The organism is Pedobacter jeongneungensis, from assembly GCF_000633455.1.
Lineage (GTDB): Bacteria > Bacteroidota > Bacteroidia > Sphingobacteriales > Sphingobacteriaceae > Pedobacter > Pedobacter jeongneungensis_A.
In genome coordinates this window covers 1-24069 of record NZ_AYMG01000021.1, presented here as the reverse complement: position 1 = coordinate 24069, position 24069 = coordinate 1, and the positions used below count along the sequence as shown (strand labels likewise).

The 24069-nt window shown below is 38.7% G+C and carries 19 protein-coding genes; 11 read left to right on the top strand and 8 right to left on the bottom strand.

The genetic code is table 11. The features are described 5' to 3' along the window. Positions 1 to 31 precede the first annotated feature (31 nt). Positions 32 to 253 carry a DUF2795 domain-containing protein gene (locus U859_RS0119390; protein ID WP_010603503.1) on the top strand — a complete coding sequence of 74 codons (222 nt, stop codon included), beginning with the start codon at positions 32 to 34 and terminating at the stop codon, positions 251 to 253. A gap of 453 nt (positions 254 to 706) precedes the next feature. Next, positions 707 to 865, top strand: a complete 159-nt coding sequence (locus U859_RS31820) for a lmo0937 family membrane protein (protein ID WP_115684169.1) — start codon at positions 707 to 709, stop codon at positions 863 to 865. Positions 866 to 958: 93 nt separating this feature from the next. Here U859_RS31820 and U859_RS0119375 read toward each other — a convergent pair whose 3' ends face one another. Together U859_RS0119375 and queA are read right to left on the bottom strand one after the other, a co-directional pair. Further along, complete coding sequence (locus tag U859_RS0119375; RefSeq protein ID WP_025144977.1) at positions 959 to 1624, bottom strand: 2-C-methyl-D-erythritol 4-phosphate cytidylyltransferase; 666 nt, start codon at positions 1622 to 1624, stop codon at positions 959 to 961. Positions 1625 to 1698: 74 nt separating this feature from the next. Next, entirely contained in the window at positions 1699 to 2748 is a 1050-nt protein-coding gene (queA, locus tag U859_RS0119370) for a tRNA preQ1(34) S-adenosylmethionine ribosyltransferase-isomerase QueA (protein WP_025144976.1), read from the bottom strand. Positions 2749 to 2948: 200 nt separating this feature from the next. On the opposite strand from queA, the gene U859_RS0119365 reads away from it, so the two are divergent. Beyond that, the gene (locus U859_RS0119365; protein WP_025144975.1) at positions 2949 to 4193 is read left to right on the top strand and encodes an ABC transporter permease; all 1245 of its coding nucleotides are present in this window, start codon (positions 2949 to 2951) and stop codon (positions 4191 to 4193) included. Between the two features lie 141 nt (positions 4194 to 4334). Here the strand turns inward: U859_RS0119365 and U859_RS0119360 are convergent, their stop codons facing one another. From U859_RS0119360 to U859_RS0119340, 5 genes are all read right to left on the bottom strand, one after another. Next, complete coding sequence (locus U859_RS0119360) at positions 4335 to 4703, bottom strand: DUF5655 domain-containing protein (RefSeq protein WP_240183077.1); 369 nt, start codon at positions 4701 to 4703, stop codon at positions 4335 to 4337. 5 nt (positions 4704 to 4708) lie between these two features. Further along, the gene (gene pgl / locus U859_RS0119355) at positions 4709 to 5434 is read right to left on the bottom strand and encodes a 6-phosphogluconolactonase (protein WP_025144973.1); all 726 of its coding nucleotides are present in this window, start codon (positions 5432 to 5434) and stop codon (positions 4709 to 4711) included. A gap of 66 nt (positions 5435 to 5500) precedes the next feature. Continuing rightward, positions 5501 to 7015: a glucose-6-phosphate dehydrogenase gene (gene zwf, locus U859_RS0119350; RefSeq protein WP_025144972.1), complete on the bottom strand. Its 1515-nt coding sequence runs from the start codon at positions 7013 to 7015 to the stop codon at positions 5501 to 5503. Positions 7016 to 7044: 29 nt separating this feature from the next. After that, positions 7045 to 8460, bottom strand: coding sequence for an NADP-dependent phosphogluconate dehydrogenase (gene gndA / locus U859_RS0119345; RefSeq protein ID WP_025144971.1), 1416 nt, complete (start codon positions 8458 to 8460; stop codon positions 7045 to 7047). Positions 8461 to 8546: 86 nt separating this feature from the next. After that, positions 8547 to 9305 carry an ROK family protein gene (locus U859_RS0119340; protein WP_025144970.1) on the bottom strand — a complete coding sequence of 253 codons (759 nt, stop codon included), beginning with the start codon at positions 9303 to 9305 and terminating at the stop codon, positions 8547 to 8549. 161 nt (positions 9306 to 9466) lie between these two features. Here U859_RS0119340 and U859_RS0119335 point away from each other — a divergent pair, with 161 nt between their 5' ends. The 8 genes from U859_RS0119335 (at position 9467) to U859_RS0119300 (ending at position 22206) form a co-directional block, all read left to right on the top strand. Beyond that, complete coding sequence (locus U859_RS0119335) at positions 9467 to 10702, top strand: sterol desaturase family protein (protein ID WP_025144969.1); 1236 nt, start codon at positions 9467 to 9469, stop codon at positions 10700 to 10702. 64 nt (positions 10703 to 10766) lie between these two features. Next, the gene (locus U859_RS0119330; protein WP_025144968.1) at positions 10767 to 11333 is read left to right on the top strand and encodes an RNA polymerase sigma factor; all 567 of its coding nucleotides are present in this window, start codon (positions 10767 to 10769) and stop codon (positions 11331 to 11333) included. 522 nt (positions 11334 to 11855) lie between these two features. Continuing rightward, positions 11856 to 12857, top strand: a complete 1002-nt coding sequence (locus tag U859_RS0119325) for a FecR family protein (protein ID WP_025144967.1) — start codon at positions 11856 to 11858, stop codon at positions 12855 to 12857. Between the two features lie 147 nt (positions 12858 to 13004). Next, a complete protein-coding gene (locus U859_RS0119320; protein WP_240183076.1) occupies positions 13005 to 16487 on the top strand; it encodes a SusC/RagA family TonB-linked outer membrane protein in 3483 nt (1160 codons plus the stop codon). A 7-nt stretch (positions 16488 to 16494) separates the two neighbouring features. Beyond that, positions 16495 to 18075, top strand: coding sequence for a SusD/RagB family nutrient-binding outer membrane lipoprotein (locus U859_RS0119315; RefSeq protein ID WP_025144965.1), 1581 nt, complete (start codon positions 16495 to 16497; stop codon positions 18073 to 18075). 9 nt (positions 18076 to 18084) lie between these two features. After that, positions 18085 to 19623 carry a DUF5689 domain-containing protein gene (locus tag U859_RS0119310; protein ID WP_240183075.1) on the top strand — a complete coding sequence of 513 codons (1539 nt, stop codon included), beginning with the start codon at positions 18085 to 18087 and terminating at the stop codon, positions 19621 to 19623. A 101-nt stretch (positions 19624 to 19724) separates the two neighbouring features. Continuing rightward, positions 19725 to 21134 (top strand): calcineurin-like phosphoesterase C-terminal domain-containing protein, encoded by a 1410-nt coding sequence (locus U859_RS0119305; protein ID WP_025144963.1) that lies wholly within the window; start codon positions 19725 to 19727, stop codon positions 21132 to 21134. A 172-nt stretch (positions 21135 to 21306) separates the two neighbouring features. After that, a complete protein-coding gene (locus U859_RS0119300) occupies positions 21307 to 22206 on the top strand; it encodes a glycerophosphodiester phosphodiesterase family protein (protein WP_025144962.1) in 900 nt (299 codons plus the stop codon). Between the two features lie 127 nt (positions 22207 to 22333). Here U859_RS0119300 and U859_RS0119295 read toward each other — a convergent pair whose 3' ends face one another. Then, positions 22334 to 23926 (bottom strand): S8 family peptidase, encoded by a 1593-nt coding sequence (locus U859_RS0119295; protein ID WP_025144961.1) that lies wholly within the window; start codon positions 23924 to 23926, stop codon positions 22334 to 22336. Positions 23927 to 24069: the final 143 nt, after the last annotated feature.

Sequence of the window (24069 nt, the reverse complement as noted above, 5' to 3'; positions counted from 1 at the left end):
ATAAGAATAAGAATTTAATAGAATTGAAGATATGTATTGGACATTAGAATTAGCATCGCACTTGGAAGACGCACCATGGCCTGCAACTAAAGACGAATTAATTGATTATGGTATCCGTTCTGGTGCCCCTGTTGAAGTAATTGAAAACCTACAGGCATTGGAAGATGATGGCGAGCCTTACGAAACGATTGAGGAAATCTGGCCAGATTACCCTACTAAAGAAGATTTCTTCTTTAACGAAGACGAATATTAACAATTAGTTGTATAGAAAATAAAAAAGGCAATTTCCCAAAAGGAAATTGCCTTTTTTCGTTATACAAGAGAGGTCGTCATTTCGACCTCAGTGGAGAAATCTTTTAACATGGTTTAAAAATTTCTCTCCCGAAAGTTCGGGACTGCGCTTCATCCGATACCTATCGGATCGAAATGATGACCGATTTTCTAAATCCCTCTTGGGTAACCAGGTCAGGAATCGAAATGCAACAAGCGTTTTAAAATTCCCGTCTGTGCTGGAAAGATTATCCTTCTGATAAAATCTATCATTGTAGTGAAAAGCTAAATACCAATCTGTCAATCCTCTATTCTTATCCATCTTAGAGGTATATTTTTAATGTCTTTCGTAAATAAAAGTTACATTTTTTAAACAAAACTTAAAAGACGGATGTTAATAGATCAATTATATAACATTGCTTAAAAAATTAACACTATGGGAAATTTATTGTATTTAGTAGCAGTAGTATTGGTAATACTATGGGTGATCGGATTTGTATTTCACGGCTTCGGCGACGTTGGTAGCATAATCCACGTTTTATTGGTAATCGCAGTTATTGCAATCCTGCTTAAAGTTATTGGCAGGGCCGCATAAAATATATCATGGCGGACATTTATCGGATTTGGCATCGCTGAAAACAGATAAAAAAAAGGAGCTTTAATTTTTATTAAGGCTCCTTTGTATTTTTTAGTTCTTTAGCAACAATTCTGCAAGTTCGAGATCGATAGGGTAGGTGATTTTTATATTTCCCCTTTCGCCTTCTATAATATTGATCCCATAACCAATTGACTCTACCACACTCGCATCATCGGTAAAATGATCTGCGAAATCCTGATGATAAGCTTCTTTAAGAACACTAAGACTAAATGTTTGTGGAGTTTGTACCAGATAGATCTCATCGCGCTTTAAAGCGGATGATTTTTCGTTTCTAAGTATCCGGACACTGTCGCTCGATTGTACCGCTGCAATGACGCTTCCCTGAGCCTCAGCTGCTTTAAAACTGTTGTCGATAAGAGATTTTGAGACCAGTGGCCGAACGGCATCGTGTATGGCAACAAAACTATCTTCTTCGATGGTCTGGATCGCGTTTTTAACCGAATGAAAACGTTCCTTACCACCATCAATAACCTCATGTGGAATATGAAAATTAAATTCTTCGCATAGGCGTGTCCAATAACTTTGCTGATCTTTACTCAATACCAATAAAATTTTGGGTTGTGTATCGCTTTGCGCAAAAGCTTTAATGGTATGCATTAAAACCGGGAGATTTTTGAGCAGTAGAAATTGTTTTGGGGTTTCTGTTTGCATCCGATTGCCAGAACCGCCTGCTACAATTATAGCGTAGTATTTCATATTTCAAGAGATGAGATTATAGATTTGAGATATGAGACCTGATTAACTCAAATCTCATATCTCATTACTCAAATCTATATGATTAGCATGGCATCGCCATAACTGTAAAATTTATATTTTTCTTTTACTGCAACTTCGTAAGCATTCATTACGTTTTCGTAACCACCAAATGCACTTACCATCATCAATAAAGTAGATTCTGGTGTGTGGAAATTGGTAATCATTGAGTTTGCAATACTAAAATCGTATGGAGGGAAGATAAATTTGCTCGTCCAGTCGTTTGCTGCTTTTAATGTTCTGTTAGCAGAAACAGCCGATTCGATTGCACGCATTGAAGTAGTTCCAACTGCACAGATTTTTCTTTTATCTTCTATCGCTTTATTTACAATTGCAGCATCTTTTTGCTCGATAATAAATTGCTCAGAATCCATTTTGTGTTTGGTTAAATCCTCAACCTCAACGGTTCTGAAAGTTCCCAAACCAACGTGTAAAGTTACTTCTGCAAACTCAATACCTTTAAGTTCTAAACGTTTCATCAGCTCGCGGCTGAAGTGCAAACCTGCAGTTGGCGCAGCTACAGCACCTTCGTGCTTGGCAAAAATAGTTTGATAGCGTTCTTTATCTTCAGCCGTAGCCTTACGTTTGATATATTTAGGAAGTGGGGTTTCACCTAAAATTTCAACGTTTTTTCTAAACTCTTCGTCGGTACCCTCAAATAAGAAACGAATGGTACGGCCACGTGATGTAGTGTTATCTACCACCTCAGCTACCAAAAGGTCATCATCGCCAAAGTATAATTTGTTACCTACGCGGATTTTACGGGCAGGATCTACCAATACATCCCATAAACGTAATTCCTTGTTTAATTCACGCAATAAGAAAACTTCGATAGTAGCACCGGTTTTCTCTTTATTGCCATATAAACGGGCAGGAAAAACTTTAGTGTTATTTAATATCATTACGTCCTTGTCATCGAAATAACCTAAAACGTCTTTGAAAATTTTATGTTCAATTTTACCGCTGTCTTTATGCAATACCATTAGGCGGGCTTCGTCGCGTTGTTCTGCCGGATTATTGGCTACTAATGATTCTGGTAAGTTGAATTTGAATTGTGATAATTTCATTCTTGATGAATTTTTTGAGGTGCAAAAATACGAATTTAATTTTTCTTTTCCGTATTTTATCAAACGCATTTATGGTATATTATGTTTTACCTCATTTTAAAACAAATAATACGGAGTTTAAATGCATTGTACACATAAAATTAGTTAGTTTTGAAGATAAGCTGTAACCTTTTCAATGGCTTTGCATCTAACCTTTAATTATGATAATCTTTAGGCTAATAGGCGAGAGTTTCCGTTTTGCATTTGATGCGTTGCGCCAAAATAAATTACGCACCATGTTATCGCTTTTGGCTATAACAATCGGTATTTTTACCATTATTGCTGTATTCTCTGCAGTTGATACTTTCCGTGGTAAACTACAGTCGAGTGTAGATAAACTGGGTTCTAATACCATTTACGTTCAAAAATGGCCTTGGAGCTTCGGCGATAATTATCCCTGGTGGAAATACATGAATCGTCCTCAGCCCTCACTTCGTGATTTTGAGGCTTTAAGAGAAAGGATTGAAAATGCACAGGGTGTTACCTTCGAAATTTCAACAAGCGATAGAACAATAAAATACAGAAGCAGCTCAGTTGAAGGGATTTCTGTTTGGGCGGCCTCTCATGATTTTAATAAAACATGGAATTTTGAGCTTCAGGATGGTCGTTATTTTACAGAAAATGAAAGTAAAAACGGAACACCGGTATGTATTTTAGGCTCGGACGTAGCTGCAGGGCTTTTTGACGGAGATGAACCTGTTGGCAAACAAGTACAAATTTTAGGCCGTAGGCTAACAGTGGTTGGTGTTTTCAAAAAAGAAGGAGAAGATATGTTGGGCACTTCGCTGGATAAAAACGTTAATATTCCGATCAGCTTTGCTAAAGGTGTTTTAGATATCCAGAACGAGCGTTACGGTCCGCAGATTACCGTTCGTGGTAAAGATAATGTGAGTTTAGAAGAAGTAGAGAGTGAGTTGAAAGGTTTAATGCGCTCTATACATAGAATCAGACCCGGACAGGAAGAAGATTTCGCACTGAATAAAACTACTATTATTTCTAACCAGTTGGATTCGATGTTTAAAATGGTAAACATTGCAGGTTGGGTAATCGGTGGATTCTCTATCCTGGTTGGTGGCTTTAGTATTGCCAATATCATGTTTGTATCGGTTAAGGAACGTACCAATATTATCGGTATTCAAAAATCATTGGGTGCAAAAAACTACTTCATATTATTACAATTTATATTCGAATCGATATCGCTTTGTATTTTGGGGGGATTGCTGGGTTTGCTGCTCGTCTTTCTGCTCGCTTTAGCTATTGGAGCGGCAACAGATTTCCATATCATACTTGGTTTGAACAATATTGCATTGGGTATCGGGATATCAATTATTATCGGAACGATTTCAGGTTTTTGGCCAGCTTATTCAGCCTCAAGACTGGATCCGGTGGAGGCGATTAGAAGCTAGTTCAGTTTTCAATTAGCAATTCTCAGTTAACAGTTGCTATAAACTATGATGTTTGTCATCCTGAGCCTGGCGAAGAACTGGTGGTTTTTTTAACTATTTAAGGGTCTTCGACAAGCTAAGACTGATAACACCGTAATTAACTTAACGATATTGGACTTGTGCTATTGCCATTTTTAAAAAGGTTTTTACTTCATCATTAATATCTTCTTTATAGAAAATCCTTAAATGGTGGTTAAACTGCTTGGTACCGGGTACCTGGGCAATTTTAGTGAAGCAAAGATTATCTTCGTAAGCCTGATTGAAGGGAATAACTACATGTATAAAATTTTTGCCCAATTGTGTGAGGTACGCAAAAGCGGTTTTAGATTCGATGGCAATCATTGATTTTGTTGGACGGAGATTAATTTCACTCAGTTCTGCCAATTGGTCAATAAAAAAACGGAACAACCCTAAGGTATATTCCGTTTTCCCGTTTAAAAAGTCTGATAAATGTTTTTCTTCAGACATCATCTTTTTTAATCTTCTAATAATTTTGTCGCAGCCTCATCAGTAAACCAGGTTAATTTACCATCAATTGGGTCAATTAACTGAGAAGGATATAAGTCGACATTTTTTTCTGTATCGCCGATTACATGTTTTAAAGCTTCTGCTTTGTTTTCTCCAAAAACCAAAAATGCTACGTTATCAGCTTTGTTGATTAACGGTGCTGTAAAACTAATGCGGTAAGTATCCAGTTTTTCCACATAAACCGAAGCCACGTTTACTTCTTCATCTTTAACCAAAGTGGTATGTGGGAAGATGGAAGCGGTATGTGCATCATCGCCCATGCCTAAAAGGATCAGATCGAAAATAACATCTTCACCCTTGAAATGTTTATCAATAGCTTTTTTGTATTCAATCGCGGCTTTTTCTGGATCTAAAGTAGTATCAACGTAAAAAATATGATCTTCTTTAATGCCCAGTGGATCTAAAATCGTTTTTTTAGCCATTAATCCATTGTAATTATCATCATTGGCAGGAACATTTCGCTCGTCGCCAAAGAAAAAATATACCTTTTCCCAATCAATGCGGTGCTGACCTTCAGTTGCCAGGAAATGATAAAGTGCTTTAGGAGAACTTCCGCCAGTTAAAACGAAATTGAAACGGTCGTTTTCTTCGATAGACATTTCTGCAATTTTAATTACATAATCTGCCAGATCCTGGTTAAGTTCTTCTAATGTTTTGTATATGAGTAGATTCATTTTATTTTGGTTTATAGTTGATGGTTCATGGCTATGAAACTATTGGGTCATGAACCATCAACATAATTATTCTTTATTCTTCAATGGCAGGTTAAACCAGTGGAAACCGTCTCTTGCAATTAATGCTTCGGCTTCTTCTGGTCCCCAGCTATCGGCAGGGTAATTAGGGAAATTGATTGATTTTTTGCTTTCCCAGGTATTTAAGATCGGCATGACCAATTCCCATGCGGCTTCTACCTGATCGCCACGCATAAACAAGGTTTGGTCGCCCATCATGGCATCCAACAACAATGTTTCGTAAGCTTCCGGGGTATCGCCCTCGTAAGTTCCCTTGTAATCGAAAACCATATCAACAGGGTTCAACACCATATCTAAGCCAGGTCTTTTAGCCTGTACCTGCATGCGGATACTCATTTCTGGTTGAATACTGATCACCAACCTGTTCTGTTGCCAGTTTTCGGTTACGCCTGAAGAGAAAATCTGATGCGGCACATCCCTAAACTGGATGGTAATCAATGATGAAGTTTGATTTAAACGTTTTCCTGTTCTTAAATAGAAAGGAATACCTTGCCATCTCCAGTTATCGATATGGAATTTAACGGCTGCAAAAGTTTCTGTGTTAGAATGAGGATCTACACCTTTTTCCTGGCGGTAACCCGGTACTTCTTTACCTTCAACCCAGCCTTTGCTGTACTGACCACGAACGGTGTGGAAACGGATATCTTCGGCAGAAAAAGGACGCATGGCTTTTAAAACCTCCACCTTACGGTTTCTGATTTCATCAGCATCAAAATTAATCGGTGCTTCCATGCCAATCAAACAAAGTAATTGCAACAGGTGATTTTGAATCATATCCCTCAATGCACCAGAACCTTCGTAATAACCACCACGATCGGCAACACCCAATTGTTCGGTAACCGAAATCTGTACGTGATCGATGTATGACCTGTTCCATAATGGCTCGAATAAAGCATTTGCAAAACGGAAGGCCATCATATTCTGAACAGTCTCTTTACCTAAGTAATGATCGATACGATAGATCTGTTTTTCGGTAAAAATAGTAGCCAATAAAGTATTCAATTCTTTTGCCGACTCTAAATCGTGACCAAAAGGTTTCTCAATAACAATACGGCTGTTATCTTCATCCTGTGTAAGTTTATATTTCTGTAAACATTCTGCAATAATAGGGAAGAAGTTAGGCGCAACTGCCAGGTAGAAAATTACCTGTGTACCAGCACCATATTCTTTTTGATATTTTTCTACGGCCTCTTTAAGGTTTTCGAATGTTTTTGGCTGGGCAAAATCAGTAGGACAGTAGTGGATGGTGTTTCCAAAATTTTCCCATTTTTCTTTTTTTACCTTTCCACTGCGGCTAAACTGGTTTACAGCGTCTTCTAAGGCAGTTTTGTAACTGTCGTCGGTGAATTCAGTTCTGCCTGTACCAATAATGGCAAACTTATCTGGCATGTAACCCTCTATAAATAAGTTATATAGGGCAGGTGCTAATTTTCTTTTGTTTAAATCACCTGTTCCACCAAATATTACAAAAATGGTAGGGTTTAATGCGGTTTTGGTTTTCATTTTATATTGTTGTTCGTGAATCAAATGGGTTATGACAATTTATTCCAGTCGGCATGGAAAACACCTTCTTTATCAATACGCTCAAAAGTGTGCGCACCAAAGAAATCCCTTTGTGCCTGGATTAAATTAGAAGGCATTCTGCCAGTAGTAATGGTATCAAAATAGGTTAAGGTAGATGCAAATGCAGGGATACCCAGACCTGAACTAATACAGGCACCAATGGTTTTGCGTGTGCCAGATAAAGTACCTTTAATGATGTTTTGAATACCAGCATCACCAAATAAGTGTTCTAAAGTATTGTTTTTATCATAGGCCTGATAAATATCTTCTAAAAATTTAGCCCTGATGATACAACCGCCACGCCAGATTTTCGCGATTTCCTGCAATTGCAGGTCGTATTTATATTCTTTAGAAGCCTGAACCAATAAATGCATGCCCTGTGCATAAGCACTAATCATGGAGAAGTAAAATGCATCTTCCAGTTCTTCAACCGTAACTTCGATTTTAGTGTCTTTTTTACCAAAGGCTTCTTCTAAAGAAACCCTTAAGGCTTTAAATTTCGATAAATCGCGGTTAGAAACAGCTTCATTAATTGTTGGTATTGGCAACTGAAGTTCCATTGAAACCTCTGATGTCCACTTTCCGGTACCTTTTGAGCGGGCTTCATCTTTAATCTGATCTAAAAGATCGTTCTGTGTTTCGGTATCTTTAAATAAGAAGATTTCTGCAGTGATTTCCAATAAGAACGACTGCAACCTGCCTTCATTCCATTTTTTGAATACTTTATAAATCTCGTCATTTGAGTATCCTAAGCCATTTTTAAGGATGCCGTATACTTCTGCAATTAGCTCCATGATGGCATATTCGATACCATTATGGACCATTTTAACAAAGTGGCCGGAAGCACCCGGGCCAATGTAAGTTACACAAGGATCGGTTCCTACTTTTGCAGCTACAGCGTCGAAAACATCTTTTACTACGTTATAAGCTTGTTTATCGCCACCTGGCATCATACTTGGACCAAAACGTGCACCTTCTTCGCCACCAGAAATTCCCATTCCAAAGAAATGAAGACCATCTTTTTCCAGTTCATCTACACGGCGGTTGGTATCGGTAAAGTGTGAGTTACCGCTGTCGATAATGATATCGCCTTTGCTTAAAAGCGGTTTTAATTCTGCAATAACACTATCTACAATTGGTCCGGCAGGTACTAATAAAATTAATGTACGGGGCGTTTGTAAGCTCGAAATAAAGTTTTCAATGTCATCAAATCCCTCTAAGTGATGTGCTTTGCCTTCTTCTTCAAGCTTCGAGATCATTTTTTGGTCTTTATCATAGCCTGTTACAGAGAAGCCCTTATCAGCCATGTTTAATAATAGGTTGCGGCCCATGGTACCCAAACCGATCATTCCCAATTTATATTTTTTCGAATCGTTATTTGCCATTTTTTATTTTTTAGAATGCACCCAAAATTAGGGTTTACAAATTAATATTGTAGATTTTGTTGTTAAAAGATTGTAATAAAGGTCAATTATTTTTCCGGTTTAACGGTAAAGATATTGTATTTATCGGCCAGCTTCCAAAGCTTTGCACCACCTTTAATGCCATCTCTGTTGGTTACTATTTTAATATTATCTTCGAGCTTAAAATCGATCTGTTTCGAATTTCCGCCACCTATATATAAGGTATCGTAATTGAAAACTGTTTTATAGATTTCGATTACCTTTTTTAATCTCTTGTTCCAGCGCTCGGTGCCGATTTTTTCGAAAGCTTTATTACCGATATAATCATCGTAATCTTCTTCTTTATTGATCGGGAAATGCGCCAGTTCTAAATGCGGAAGCAACTCCCCATCAAATAACAATGCTGTACCAAAGCCTGTACCCACGGTAAAAACAATTTCAAAGCCTTTACCATCAACCACGCCTAAACCCTGTTGATCGGCATCATTTACCAAACGCACGGGTTTACCAAGCTCGTTGGCCACACGTTGGGCAAGATCTACATCAGCCCATTTATTTTTTGCCAGGTTAGGGGCAGTTTTCACAATACCGTTTTTAACATAGCCGGGAAATCCGATTGATACACGGTTATAATTATCAGGAAAAGGCTTAATTAAATCTACAATACCGGTTACAATATCTTTTGGCGTAGCCTCTGCGGGGGTTTTGCTTTTTAAATATTCGGTAATCATATTTCCGCTTTCATCCAAAAGAACGGTTTTTATACTGGTACCGCCAATATCGATCGATAATATATTGTTGTTTTCAGCTTTTTTCTGTGTAGCCATAATGATGTATTTATAATTTCGAAGTTCTACAAATAAATTAAAACAACAAACATTAAATGAATAAGGAAGTAATTTATGTGTAATAATATTATCTATAAAATCTATGTATTTAATAGAATATAATTATGTTTGTTGCGTTAACATAGAAAAGACCACAATTTATGACGTTGAATTACCTTGCATTTGCTATACCAGCATTTTTTATTTTTGTATTTATTGAGTTTAAGATCGCGCAACATCAAAAAAAAGCGAAAATATTCAAATATGAGAGTACGGTTGCAAATTTTAGTGTAGGTATTGCGGAAAGGTTGTTGAACTTGTTTATCGCTGCCAGTTTTTATCAGGTATACAAATGGGTTTATGCAAACTATGCCATTTTTGATATTTCCACCAAATGGTATGTATGGGTACTTTTGTTACTCTCTACCGACCTGGTTTGGTACTGGTATCACAGGTTAGGGCATGAGATTAATTTTTTATGGGCGGCACATATTGTTCATCACCAGAGCGAAGAGTTTAATTTATCGGCAGCCGCCCGGATTACCACCATACAGGCCATATTCCGTAATGTATTCTGGTGCATCCTGCCATTGGTTGGTTTTCATCCCAATATGATTATTACCATACTTTTGGCGCACGGAGCTTATTCGTTTTTTACGCATACACAGTTAATCGGCAATTTAGGCTGGCTTGAAAACATATTCATTACCCCATCTTTACATGGCGTTCACCATGCGTCAGATGAGAAATACCTAGATAAAAACTATGGCGATGTTTTTGTTTTCTGGGATAAATTGTTTGGCACTTTCCAAAAAGAAGAAGAGGCTCCAAAATATGGATTAACACACCCCATAAAAAGCTATAGCTTTTTATGGCAGCATTTTCATTATTATCTGGAAATCGGGGAGGCCTACAGGCGTGCAGATGGGTTTAAAGCAAAATGGAATGCTGTTTTTGGCAGTCCGGCTTTAATGGACCAGAATATTCGGCCAATTTTAGAGGAACGTTATTATCAAAATAAGATACAGTACGAAGCTAAACCAAAACCTAAATTTAAAATCTATTTAAATATCCAGCTGATTATGGTGGTGGCGATGCTTACCGGTACCACCATGTTTTACGAATCGCTAACTTTAGTACATAAAGTAGCTATAGCGATTTTTATCCTGGTTACCCTCATCAATATCGGTGCCTTGTTAGAGCAGCGTAAGTGGATTTATTACCTTGAATGTTTCAGGTTGATATTGGTATTTGGTTATTTCTTCTATAGTTTTAACATTATCGAACTTTTGATATTCCCTGTTGTAGGATTGATTATTCTCGAACGTAATTTTTCATTGAATAGTCTGTATAATAAGTACTTTCTTAACTATCAATCCAACACAATTAATACATAGGTAACCTAAAGGCAAAGTTTGCTTAATATTATGGTAACGTTGGCAGGCTACTTTTGCTGACAAGATGAAGGATGTATATTTAAGCAAAAGTGATGAAGATTTAATGTCTTTATTGGTAAACCAAGACAGCCTTGCACTCGAAACCCTTTTTAACAGGTATTACCCTGCCTTGTGTAAATTTACCTCAATTTACATCAAGGATTACAATAAAGCGGAAGAACTCATAGCTGATCTGTTTATGAAGCTTTGGGATAAACGGAATGAGCTTCAGATCAAATCAATCAAGAAATACCTGTTTACTGCTGCAAAGAATTTAGCTTTTAATGAAATTCAGCGTGTAAAGCTTCATATTTTAAGTATTAACGATCGCGAAGATACACTCGATTACCCGGATACTTATTTAAATCCTCACGAACAACTGACCAGCAGGGAATCCTATTCCGAAATTATGGGTTTGATTAATCTGTTACCTGATCGGCAGCGGGAAGTTTTGCTAATGAGTCGCATCGATTTGCTGGAAAAAAGTATCATTGCCGATTTATTGGGTATTTCGGTTAGAACCGTAGAAACCTTGCTATATCAGGCCGTGAAAAATTTTAGATCGCTCACAACTGACCGATCGGAGATCTAAATCTATTTCCTTTTTCCTGTAAAGTGCACACGATTGAATCCCAAACGTCCTAAAAAGATTATTTATCTAAATATTATTTGCATTAGTTTTTGGAAAAGGCAGGTTCAGGTATTCCATAGGGTTTTTCAGTCCCGCTTTTTGGTACGAGTTCCGATGAAGGATCGGAAGATCTTCCCGGCATCCGATAGCTATCGGATCGGGTTTATTTAACCCAGGCAGGTGCTCAGAGACCTAATTCATTTGCACCGGGAAATCAGGACGATTTGATTTTGTAACAGGCTGTTGTACCTAAACCCGACAGCAGCGGATCCCGATTTTTTCAATCGGGATGGAGCAAATGGCGGGGCTGAAACACTGACCTCTCATTTCCAAATCAAAAGCATTTATATTTTTCCCTGATGAAACAATCCTTTAGATGAGAAGTAGTTCTTTATGCTTAACGATTTGTTAACAATAACTTGATCTTTTTCGCTACGTATCGGCGTCGATTAATCTGTCTTACATCCAGAACAGCATTACTAAATGGACGAACGTTATTACAGATTAATAGAAAATTACAGCAAGAAAACCATTAGCAGTGAAGATTTAACTGATTTACTGATGTGGGTTGGAAGCAGCCAGCAGAATCAGCAGATTTTCAGAGAAACTTTACAGGCCTTTGAGGCCGCAGATTATTGGCTAAACAAACCCGTAAATCAACAGAAAAGCTGGTTGGCTATTCAGCAGCATATTGAAAATAGTGCTGAGCAATCACCAATTGTAAAGAAGATCAATTACCGTAAGTATTTTACTATAGCTGCCGCGATAGTGGTTATCGCATTATTACCAGTGTTTTATTTTAATACCTTTCAGCCAAAAAAGGCAGAAGTTGTGGCTTACAATGAAATTTACAATCCACGCGGACAAAAAAGATTGGTTACCATGCCTGATGGTTCTAATATCTATCTGAATGGTGATACTAAAATCCGTTACGCACTTAATTTTAATACCACCAGCAAACGGATTGTTTATTTAGATGGCGAAGCTTTTTTTGATGTGCAGCACCGGAGCAAACAGCCTTTTGTAGTGTACACCGGGAAAATAAGTACTACCGTTCTGGGTACTTCATTTAATATCAATGCTTATCCATCATTAAAAGACATCACCATCACCGTTCAAACAGGAAAAGTAGGGGTGTTATTTAAAAATAAAGGTAAAACTACTCCTGTTCACTTCCTCTTGCCTAACGAACAGCTTACCATTAACAAAAACAACGGACAATTTGCAAAAAAGCAGGTAATTGCGATCGATTTTGATAGCTGGAGGGAGTACAAAATCTTTTTTTACGATAAACCCTTAAAAGAAATAGCAGAGGTAATTGCCCGTGAGTATGACCTCGATATTGAAATTAAAACCGAAGCTTTAAAAGAGGTAAAGCTTACCGCAAAATTTGACAAATGTTCGGCAAAGCAGATTATAGACGTAATTGCTAAGCTATCGGACTCAAAATACAAAATCTATGAAAATAAAGTAATCATTTATTAACGATAAACTATAAAGATAGATATGATATAAAATTACTAAAACCGAAAAATGGCTCGAAATGCTGGACACATTTCAAGCCCTGAAAACTGTTTAAACTCATTTGACAAAGTAAAACTTAGTAAAGATATGAAAATTAATACCCGATGGATGGAAAACGTCTGTCAGTATCCCTCAAAAATTATGGTGATTATCGCCATAATCATGTTGAATATGCTCTCTTTCTCACCATTTGCCCACGCCCAAAGCGACAAGAAAATTTTATTTGAAGCTGATGGTATGACATTAAAAAAAGCTTTTGAAACTTTAGAAAAGCTTAGCGGCAATCATATTGCCTATAATAACAATCAACTTGACGATCAGAAAAGGGTATATGTTTCGCGCGGACTAAGGTCGGTAAATGAAGTGCTCGATTTGCTTTTAAAAGGCTTGCCACTTACTTATAAGTCAGGTGGGGCGGGTAACATCCTGATTACAGCAAAAAATACAAATGTTGGTAAGCTTAGTGGTAAGGTGGTGGATGAAAATAACCAGCCGATCCCGGCAGCTACGATTAAAGTTGTTGAGCTCAGCCGCGTTACACAAACCGATAATGAGGGTAATTTTAGCATTTCTGTAATGCCCGGAACATACACTGTTGAGGCGAGCTTTATTACTTACCAAACTAACAGGGTTCAGAATTTAACAGTAACCAACAATAACATAACCAAAGTAGGAACCATTAAACTTAAATCATCTGATAACTCGTTGGATGATGTTGTGGTTACGGCTTTAGGGATCAAACGTTCGGAACGAGCTTTGGGCTATGCCATTACATCTTTAGATAGTTCTGCATTTACCAACGCAGTTGCAACCAACTGGACAGATGCATTATCAGGAAAAGTTGCAGGTTTGAACCTGGTGCGTAACAGTGGTTTGGCCGGATCAAACAAAATCATCCTCCGTGGAGAAAATAATTTAACCGGCGATAATGAAGCACTGATAGTTATTGATGGAGTTGTGGCCAGTAGCAGCGCAAAACGTACAGCCGGAACGGGTGGTGGTGTTTATGGTACATCAGGCGATATTTTGCCAACCGACTTCGGAAGTGCGCTTAACGACTTAAATTCGGAGGATATTGAGAATGTTACGGTATTGAAAGGCCCGGCTGCATCAGCCCTTTACGGTCAGCGTGGTGCCAACGGAGCCATAGTAATAACCACTAAATCGGCCGGTAGCAAAAAGAGAAAATTCAACATCACCTATACTTCCAATACAGCTTTTGAGCAGATTAACAGAGGGCCGGATATTCAGCAAGAGTATGGTGCAGGTGTTGGCGGTGCCAGTTATTACAGTTTCGGAACAAATGCTGATGGTGCAGATACACATGCAACCAGTTCTACTTACGGACCAAGGTTTGATGGTACGAGTATGTTTTTTCAATATGATCCAACTACACAAAAAGGAGGAACTGTACGCACACCCTGGGTGGCATACCCAAATGCACTTGATGCATTTTTCAAAACAGGGGTCGAAACCACCAATTCGGTAAGTTTAGATGGCAATGCCGGAAAAGTGGGTTTACGTTTTACGGCAAGCCACGGTAATAACGACTGGATTGTTCCGAATACAAGTTTAGAACGTACATCGGTTGCTTTATCAGGCAATAGCAATGTAACCAAAAAACTGAGCATTGTTTTTAAAGCCAGTTATAATAACAGGCACAGTGATAACTTACCTGCCACAGGTTATGGTAATCAATCGTTGATGTACTGGTTTATGTTTGCACATCCAAATATGAATCTGGATTGGTTTAAAAATTATTGGGTGGCCGGACAGGAGCAACGGAAATTTATCGACTTAACTTCCAGTTTTCCCGAAGGCCCTTATGCCATTTCCGAACAATACCTGAACGGACAAAGAAGAAACGGTATTCTTGGGAATATTCAGGCTACTTATAAGTTTACCAACGATTTAACTTTGCTGGTACGTTCATCCATTGATTATAATCACGATATCCGCGAAACAAGTCGCCCTTGGGATGCCGCCGGCGCAAAATTTGCACAGGGATCTTTTCGCGTTCAGAATATAAATTCGTACGAAGTTAATGCCGATTTCTTATTAAGGTATAATAAGGATTTATCAAGAGATTTAAAACTTTCGGCATCGGTGGGAGGTAGCCAGTTAAGAAACCGTTACTACAAATCAGAACTGCGTGCCGATGGATTGGTTATTCCGGGATATTACAGCCTGGATAACAATCAGAACCCGCTTATTTCTGTGCCAGATACTGCCCGCTATAACATTAATAGTTTGTACGGTACCATGTCGCTATCGCTAAAAAGTTACCTGTATCTGGATTTAACAGGAAGGCAGGATTGGAACAGTACTTTAGCCTCACCACTCCGTACCGATAATGTTGGCTTTTTCTATCCATCTGCGAGTTTATCTTTTATTGCTTCTGATGTTTGGAAAATGCCTTCGGCGATCAGTTATTTTAAATTGCGCGGATCAATTGCCCAGGTGGGTAGCGGTGGTACAACACCATACCGCACCGCGTATAACTATACTTTGGCTTCAAACGGGATTTATCCGGGTGGTGCAATGACCAACCCAAGCATTTTGCCGAACGTTAACTTAAAGCCACTTTCTACAACCACAGTTGAGGTAGGTGCAGAATTGAAATTATTTAAAAACAGATTGAATTTCGATTTTGCAGCATACACCGGAAATACTAAAAATCAGATCCTGAGCCGTTCCATTGATAGGGCTACAGGTTATTCCATTGCAGTTTTCAATGCCGGCCGTGTAGATAACAAAGGTTTGGAGATGTCGGTAAATGCAATACCTCTACAAACCCGTTCATTCAAGTGGACCGTTAACGGAACTTTTTCGGCAAATAGAAATACCATTAAAGAACTTGCCGATAGCTCGGTGATATTGCGTACCGGACCGCTTGGAGGTACACAAATAGTAGCGAATGTTGGAGGTAGTTTGGGCGATATGTACGGTTTTGGATTGAAACGTTCGCCTGATGGGCAGGTGATATTCGATAATACAGGTAAAGCCATTCCCGATCAAACCCAGTTGAAATACCTCGGAAATACCATGCCTAAATTCAGATTCAGCTTTGGTACAGGTGTAACTTATAAAGGGTTTGCCGCCAATGTGTTATTTGATGCACAATTGGGTGCTGTAGCTCACTCGTTAACATTTGCGAGGATGGCAGGTTTGGGTAAACTAAAACTAACCTTGCCCGGAAGATATGGAGGTTTGATTGGAGAGGGTGTAATGTTGAACCCTGATGGTGTTACTTACAGTCCAAATACAACCGTTGCTACCGATATCGGCGCGTTTTACGAAGCCATGTATGGTTCTACCAATGCAGAAGGAAGTACTTTCAGAACCGATTACCTGAAATTCAGAGAGGCCAACATCAATTATACCTTCTCGAAGAGATTGGTTTCCAGTTTAGGATTGAGCCGCATCACCATCGGTGTGTACGGACGTAACCTCTACACCTGGTCGCCATGGCCAGCTTTCGATCCTGAGTTTGGTACATTATCCGGTAGCGATATTGTAACAGGTTTTGAAGTAGGGCAGCTGCCATCAACCAGAACTTTTGGAGCACGTTTAGTAGTGGGCATAAACTAATAAGAAAATGAAAAAGATTAAAAATATTACAGGTTATGCTTTCTTACTGGTACTGGGGACCTCTTTTTTCTCCTGTAAGAAAGATTTCGATAAAATTAATACCGATCCGATAGGTGTACCCAAAGTAACAGCTGATAAATTGCTGGCACCTACTTTAACAAATGTTCTGGCGGCAAACCTGATCCGTAACAGGAGCATTAATAACGAGTTGATGCAAGTTACCGTTTCTACGCTTGATGAAGTGCTGGAAGGTAGGATTTACAGATACGATATCAGGCGGCAGTTATCTGATGCCATGTGGAATTCGTGGTATTCGGAACTTACCAATATCAAGGATATCAATACCATCGCCAGCGGACCAGATTCGGTTAATACTTCTTATCAGGCGATCTCAAAAATTGCAGAAGCATGGACCATGCAACTGCTTACTGATACCTATGGCGATGTACCTTATACACAGGCAAACCAGGGCAAATTTGGTGTTCTTGAACCCGCTTTTGATAAGCAGAAAGACATTTACATGTCGCTGCTGAGCAAGCTGGAAGAAGCCAATACGCTTCTTACTGCCGGAAAGAAAATTGTAGCCAATAGCGATCCGGTTTATAATGGCGATATTGATAAATGGCGCAGATTTGGAAATTCATTGTATTTAAGGTTGTTATTACGTATTGCTGGTAAGGCAGAGGTAAGCGTGCAGGCAATAGCCAAAATTAAAGAGATTGTGGATACCAATCCCGCCAAATATCCTATTATGATGGATAATACCCATACCGCTAAAATTCTCTGGAACGGTACAAACAGCAGTACGGCCGTATATTCTTCGCCATTTATGGTAAACGTTAGGCCAGCTGATTTCAGGGCCTCAGCCATTGTCGACTTTTTTATCAATAACCTTACCAGCTGGAACGATCCAAGGATAAACCCAGCCTATGGGAAGAATGGAATAAACAGATGGGGCATTGCTGCAGGGCCAGCGGGATATGTTGGTGTACAGAGTGCTTATCCGATCGGAAGTGGAGCGCCAATAAAACAGGCATATTTTTATTCTGACGCACAATCGGGTAATCCGGCAAGTTTGCAAACTGATGCTTCAACAGGGGTGATCATGGATGTTGCCGAAGTTGATTTCATCTTGGCCGAAGCAGCTGCCAAAGGATGGATCAATGGAACTGGCGAGAATTATTACTATAAAGGTATAGCAGACGGGATTAACTATTGGATCCCAAGTTTGTATCCAAATGGTAATGATGCCGCCGTAAGAGATTACGCTTTTAAAGGTGATTTTGCATGGAACAATGCTTTGCCTTTGGATAGTAAAGTAGTTGGCGCAAACAGCAAAATGGAGCAAATCCATCTGCAGAAATATTATGCCTTGTTTTTGGTCGATTTTCAACAGTGGTTTGAGTACAGAAGAACTGGTCACCCCTTGCTTCCAAAAGGATTTAGTTTATTAAATGGTGGAAAAATGCCGGTGCGTTTATATTATCCAATACTTGCCCAATCAACAAATCCAACAAATTATAAAAATGTGCTGGCCGCACAAGGACCAGATGACGTGAATACACTAATGTGGTGGCAAAAACCTTAAATACGATTAATGATGAAAAATAAATTAAAATATTTTCTTTTGTTAACAGTTGTTGTAGCAATTTATGCCAGCTGTAAACGGGAAGACGACTATCGCTATAAATTTTCGGAAAGTGGTTTCATTTCCAACTTCGATTTAAGAAGGTACTATAAAAATGCAGATCTTCCGCTCAATCCAGAGTCTATAGGTGGTGCTACCAGCATCAGGGGAGTAGTGGTATCTGATTTTAGATCGGGCAATTCGGTTGCGGGACTGATTGCTTTGCAGAATAGCCGTATCAATGGTACAGCAGATTCGCTAAGGGGAATTTCATTCAATATCGGCACAGCTGCTTCAAATTTTGTACCCGGCGATTCGTTGCACATCAAACTTGATGGAGGCGTGTTAAAAAGGGTTGATGGGATTTTACAAATCACTGGTTTAACAAGTTCGGCCATAACCAAAGTAGCCTCAGGAAGAACCATTAAATTGCAGGCAGCAAATACAAACACCATTTTAGCCAACCCGGATCGCTATGAAAGTACATTGGTAGCCATCAACAATGCAGTGTACGATCCGGAACCTACAAGTGGTACCGTATATTCGGGCGATAAGATATTGAACGATGGTTTTGGTGTGGCAACCCTGCGTACCAGTGCCAATGCTACCTTTACCAATACGGCGATACAGCCATCGGGTAATTTTACAGGCATAGTGTATGTTACCGGTAGCGGAAACTCCAAAAAGATTGAATACAGAATGCGGACAGCAGATGACTTTTTCTACGTTCCGATGCCTAAACTTTCGCCTGCCATCATCTCCGGATTTTTAGTTGATCCGAGCAGTACAGATGGAAATTATGAATACATCCAGTTTTTGGCCACTAAGGATATTGATTTCGCAGCCACACCATTTTCAGTTTATACCAACAATAATGCAGGTGCAACTGCTTTTCCTACATTAGGCTGGAACACTGGTGCACTGAGGACCTATAAATTTAATCTTACCTCGGGATCAGTTAAAAAAGGAGAGTTTTTCTATGTTGGTGGTGCCGGACAGCGGATTAATGGTTCTGCATCAACAGTTATTGCAGCCTCAAAATGGATATCACCTGTGGATTATACGAAAGTGCCAGGTGCAAACGGTGTGGGTGATGTAACGGGTAACCTGTTGGCCAACAGTGGCAATGTTGCGGGTATCGCCATCTTTGAAGGAACAAATGTTACGCCAAGCACAATACCATTAGATGTGATTTTTTATGGCGGGGCTGGTGGAAGTTTTTATACTGCCGGGCCACCTGAATATGGATTGAGGGTTACCATTACCGACAAATTTGCTACCTATGCCGGAAAAGTTCCACAAGAATATTATGGAAAAGGAACCAATGATATTTCTAAGCGTTTTGCAGGTTTTCCAACAGCTGTAAGTTTTGCAAAGTTAGGCGGTATTTACAAAGCAACCAAAGGTGGATGGGAATCGGTGAGAACCATGACCAGCATTGTATTAAGCAATACCTCGGTACTCAGCGATATAGAAACAGGAGGTGTTACAACCTTGATCGATAAATAAAAAAACATTAAGAATATCAGTTCAAACAAGAAGATCAGTACAAACTGGTCTTCTTGTTATAATAGCAATTTAAACCCTATAACCGGGTATTAATAAAAACCATGAACAGAAGATCATTTATACAAAAATCAACTTTATTAACCACAACCTTATTTGTTAGCTTAAAATCCTTTCCTTCATCATTATTCTCCGTAGATGGAGTAGTGAATGGAACCGTAACCAGTAAGGGTAAAGCTGTAGCTGGTGTTGTCATTTCTGATGGTTACAGCGTAGTACAAACTGATAAAACCGGAAATTATCAAATAAAACTGCATGAACTTGCACGTTTCGTTTGGATCAGTACACCTTCTGGTTACGAATTTAAAACCGAAAGCAGCATCGCGCGCCATTATTATAAACCAGATACCGCCGGTAAATTAAATTTCGACCTGAAACCTTTAAAACAGAACGATAACAAACATAATTTTATAATCTGGGCTGATCCGCAGGTTAAAAACAAAAAAGATGTACAGCAGATGATGGAAACCTCTGTGCCCGACACCCGTGAAGTGGTAAAAAGCATGGGGAAAACCTTGGTGCATGGTATCGGTGTAGGCGACTTGGTTTGGGATAACTTCGATCTTTTTCCAGCTTACGACGAGGCCATTGCCAATATAGGAATTCCATTTTTCCAGGCTTTAGGAAATCACGATCAGGATTACAGGCAGGGTGGCGATGATACTTCCGATCGTACCTTTCAGGCGCATTACGGCCCAACATATTATTCATTCAATAGGGGCAAAGCCCACTATGTGGTTTTAGATGATGTTCGCTATTTAGGCGTAGAAAGAACCTACGATGGTTACATTACCCCAACGCAATTGGAGTGGTTGGTCAAAGATTTACAATTGGTGCCGAAAGATGCTTTGTTAATTATTTGCTTGCATATTCCCGTACATAATTCAGTAAAAAACAATGATGATTTTTATGCCGTATTAAAGGATTTCAAAAACGTGCATATTATGTCAGGTCATACGCATTTTAACAAAAACGTGATTAAAAACGGCATTTACGAGCATAACCACGGTACCGTTTGTGGTGGCTGGTGGACAGGGCCAATCTGTGGCGATGGAACACCACGCGGTTATGGCGTTTATGAAGTAAACGGAACAGATTTAAAATGGTATTATAAATCGACAGGCGAAGACCGCAAAAAACAGTTAAGCATTTATGTGGATACCTTAACGAATCAGAAAAGATTGATCGCCAATGTTTGGAATTATGACCCTGAATGGAAAGTTGAATATTTTTTAGATGGAAAAGCGATGGGCACTTTAGCACAGCAAGATGGATTTGATCCTTTATCAGTTAAATTATATAAAGGAGATAAATTGCCAAACCCAAGACCATTTGTTGAACCCATCTCTACAGATCATTTATTTTTGGCACATTTTGAACCAGGCGTTAAAAAAGTAAAAGTAATTGCTACTGATCGTTTCGGAGAAAAATTTGAAGCAGAAGTAGATGCTTAACGTGCTGTCAGATGTTACCATCTGACAGTTAATAGAATAAATGGCAATTATTAGAAATTTAATATAGATTTAATTAATCGCGTTAGTTGGTAACAGGTGTTACTTCTATCTTGTCGACTAATTAACAGGGTCGGATGGCAACATCCGACCTCACTATAGAACCCTTCTAGATATGAAACTTAAAAAAACAACAATTTTGATTCTTTTATCTGCATTTGCGGTAAAATCGAATGGCCAGGAAGTTAAATTCCCGGCATTTAGTGCTGAGGCACACCGTGGCGGGCGAGGTTTAATGCCTGAAAATACCATTCAAGCCATGTTAAATGCGATGAAGATTGATGGCATTACTACACTGGAAATGGATACGCACATTTCCAAAGATGGCAAAGTAGTGGTAACGCATGATGATTACCTGAGCCCGGCTTTTATGCTTACGCCTGATGGAAAAGAAATTCCGGCGACGGATGCCAAAAAATACCCCATTTTTGGTATGAATTACAACGAAATTGAACAGTTTGATTTAGGAACTAAATATTACGATCTTTTTCCTCAGCAAAAAAAGGAAAAAACGCATTTGCCCTTACTTGCTGATCTGATCGATGCCGTTCAGCGTGATATCAAAACCAATAAACGCAAACAGTTTTTTTATAACATCGAAACAAAGTGCAGCGAAAGCGGTGATGGCGTTACCAATCCTAAACCGGAAGAATTTGTCAGGCTTTTGATGGAGGTAATTATCAAAAAAAAGATCGCTGATTTTGTCGTGATCCAATCTTTCGATAAACGTACGATTCAGATTATTCACGAAAAGTATCCAAAAATAAAAACTTCTTTTTTGGTAGCCAATAAAAAAACTTACGAAGAAAATATTGCCGATTTGGGATACAAACCGTTTATTTTAAGTCCGGTATGGCAAATGGTGAATGATGAATTCGTTAAAAAGGCACATGCAGATGGCGTAAAAATCATCCCATGGACAGCCAATACTTTAGCTGATATCCAAAAATTAAAAGCATTAAATGTGGATGGAATTATTTCTGATTATCCTGATATTTTAGTGCAGGCGAAATAGGAAAAAATACTTTTCAGAATGATATAAAATAAAAAAGCGAACCTTATGGTTCGCTTTTTTATGCAGTGACAAATTCCCTCAGAATAGTCGTCATTCCCGCACAGGCGGGAACCTTAATGCAATTAGCCTAATAAGTTGCTGCTAATTTTAATGCATTGTAAGTATTTACAACGCCACCACTGATACAAAGATCAGAGAAAGGAACAGAAACTTTTTCAGCACCTGGTTCTTCACTTTTAGCATATTCTACATTGTGATTAACCTTTGTAACCGATTTAACTATAATTTCTTTTACCTGGGCAGCGGTTAATTTTGGATAATATGAACGGATTAATCCGGCTAAACCAGCTACAACAGGAGAGGCCATACTGGTGCCATCTAAATTTTTATATTTAGAACCTGGTACAGTAGAGTAAATTTGTACACCAGGAGCAAAAACATCTACCTGCTCTTTACCAAAGTTAGAGAAACTTGCTTTAAGCGTTTCATCATCTTTAGGTCCCGAAGCACCAACTGTAATCCATGAAGCAATGGTTTTTGCATCTAAATCTTTATGGTTAGGGAAATTGTTTTCTACATCAATATTTTTGTTTTCGTTACCTGCTGCCTGTACAATCAATACATCTTTAGATGCTGCATATTTCATGGCTTCGTTAACAATGGCCTTGTTCCAGCTGTAAGCCTTACCAAAACTCATGTTGATTACTTTTGCGCCATTATCAACTGCATAGCGAATGGCGTTAGCAACATCTTTATCCCTTTCATCACCATTTGGAGTACAACGCACACCCATAATGGCAACATTATCTGCCACACCTAAAATACCCAGTTTGTTGGTTCTGTCAGCAGCAATAATACCAGCAACGTGTGTTCCGTGCATTGCATCCGGACCAGCTACATCGTTATTGCCATAAAATTTTTCGGTTACATTGTTTGGATCATCTCCAACAATCGAGCGGGGATCATAATCAAGGTTTAAATTATAATTGGCCTGACGGGTATAATAATCTAAGCCTTCAACAATCTGATCTTCGTAAAAATCTTTAAAACTTCCTTTTTCCAGCTGCTGACTCAACACATTTTGTATCCTGCCTTCAATTGGGGTAGAAGGTTTGAAGTTTTTGAAATCCTCTACCGTTGGATTTTCTTTTCCGATTTTTTTTACCACTGCATCTAAAGCATTTTTAAAACCGGTAATACCAGCTAAATTTTCTTTAGCTTCTGCCAATTGTTTTTCTAAATCTGCGCGTTCTGCTTTAAAAGTTTCAAAATCTTTTTTATCCTTTTCTGCAACGTTTGCATCTGTAGTACTGGCAAAACGTTCCTGATCGCGGCGTACCAAACGTGTTAATTCTAATGTTTCAAAGTTGACCGATTCTTTTGGCCCGCCAATAAAGTTCCAGCCGTTAATATCATCGATATAACCATTTTTATCATCGTCTTTACCATTACCGGCAATCTCTTTGGTATTTACCCACATAATGCGTTTTAAGTCTTCATGTGTAGCTTCAACACCGCCATCGTTAACAGCAACGATTACTTTAACCGATTTTTTACCCTTTAAAAGTTCTTTATATGCTTTTTCGGTACTGATACCGAATGTACTGTCACTTTTAAGATCAAGATTTTGCCAATTGGCTTTTTGTGCATTAACTAAAGTTGGCACTGCACTTACGAGCGCCAAACTTAAAAGCGTTCCGAAAATTCTACTCTTATTCATTTATTTATTTTTGTATTAAACGTCGAAAGTTAATTTTAATTTTTTTATTGAAAGAAATTGTAACAAAAATTAATGCTTTTGGCATATTTTGCTGTAGTGTTTAGACAGGTTCCTATAAAAAAGTCGTCCTTTAGATTTGTTTT